General features: G+C 52.5%; 1 protein-coding gene. It reads left to right on the top strand.

The window, feature by feature from the left end:
• Positions 1–1,206: hypothetical protein (locus KDK19_RS13275; protein WP_257292146.1), on the top strand; the 1,206-nt coding region annotated here is incomplete at its 5' end.
• Positions 1,207–1,262: the final 56 nt, after the last annotated feature.

Genomic DNA, 1,262 nt, shown 5'->3' with positions numbered 1-1,262 from the left:
TTAAATTGTTTCGTCCATCCCTGTCATGGCGCTTGTCAATTCCGGCAATCTTCCGATTCATCTGATAGCAGAGCGCCCGATTATGATCAAAGTTTGACAGACCCAACAGTAGCAACGCCCGGACAAAGCTCATGCCCTCATTTGGCCAATAGATACTGCTCTATTTGCAACCCTGTTAACGGGGTCGCCTCAGACGGGACCGCCATAGACTCAATGGTTGCAGGGACAATCGATAAAAACGCCCCTGCCGGGAAAGTCATTTGTAGTTTGATTATATTCGGGGAGGATGGCCAGCAGCTGCAATGTGGGAAGGTCTTCAAGAATGCAAAATCACTGTCGTATCACATAAGCAAATACCACTCTGGGCAAAAAACCTGTGACCTGACGTTGGTCGGGGAGGATGGTCAACTGCAGCCGTGCGGGACGGTCTGCAAGAATGCTCAAGCCCTGTTGAATCACAAAAGAAGAGACCACGTCAGGCAACAAACCTGTGACGTAACCGTAATCAGGGAGGATGGCCAGCCGCGACTATGCGGAAAGGACTGCAGAAATGCCGAAGCGCTGTACATTCACAAAATCCGACGGCACACCGGGCAAAAAATCTGTGACGTGACCGTGATTGGGGAGGATGGCCAGCCGAAGCCGTGCGAAAAGGTCTGCAGAAATGCTGCAGCTCTGTCCACTCACAAAAGCGGACAGCACACCGGGAAAAAGACCTGTGACATGGCCGTAATCGGGGAGGATGGCCGACTGCAACCATGCGTAAAGGTCTGCAAGAATGCTCAAACCCTGTCGGTTCACAAAATCAGAGACCACACGAGGCAACAAACCTGTGATATACCCGTAATCGGGGGGGATGGTCTGCAACGGCCCTGCGGGAGGGTCTGCAGAAATGCAGCAGCTCTGTCCACTCACAAAAGCGGACACCACACCGGGAAAAAGACCTGTGACGTGACCGTAATCGGTGAGAATGGCTGTTTGCGGCCATGCGGTAAGATCTTCAAGAATGCTAACAGCCTGTCGGCTCACAAAACTGGATACCACACCGGGCAACAAACCTGTGCCGTGACCGTGGTTCAGAAGGATGGCCAGCCGCAGCCATGCGGGCAGGTCTTCAGGAATGCTCAAGCCCTGTCGAATCACAAAAGAAAGCATCGAAGACGCAAGCCTTCTGTTGTGGATCACAACGATGACTTCGGGCCTTAACCTGACAACCGCCCTTTCATGAGGCTTTCTTGATCTATCCTTGCTCTGTAAGAGCC

The organism is Endozoicomonas sp. ONNA1, from assembly GCF_024606325.1.
Classification (GTDB): domain Bacteria; phylum Pseudomonadota; class Gammaproteobacteria; order Pseudomonadales; family Endozoicomonadaceae; genus Endozoicomonas_A.
Note: the sequence above shows the minus strand (reverse complement) of the source record. Positions and strands in the feature narration are given on the sequence as shown.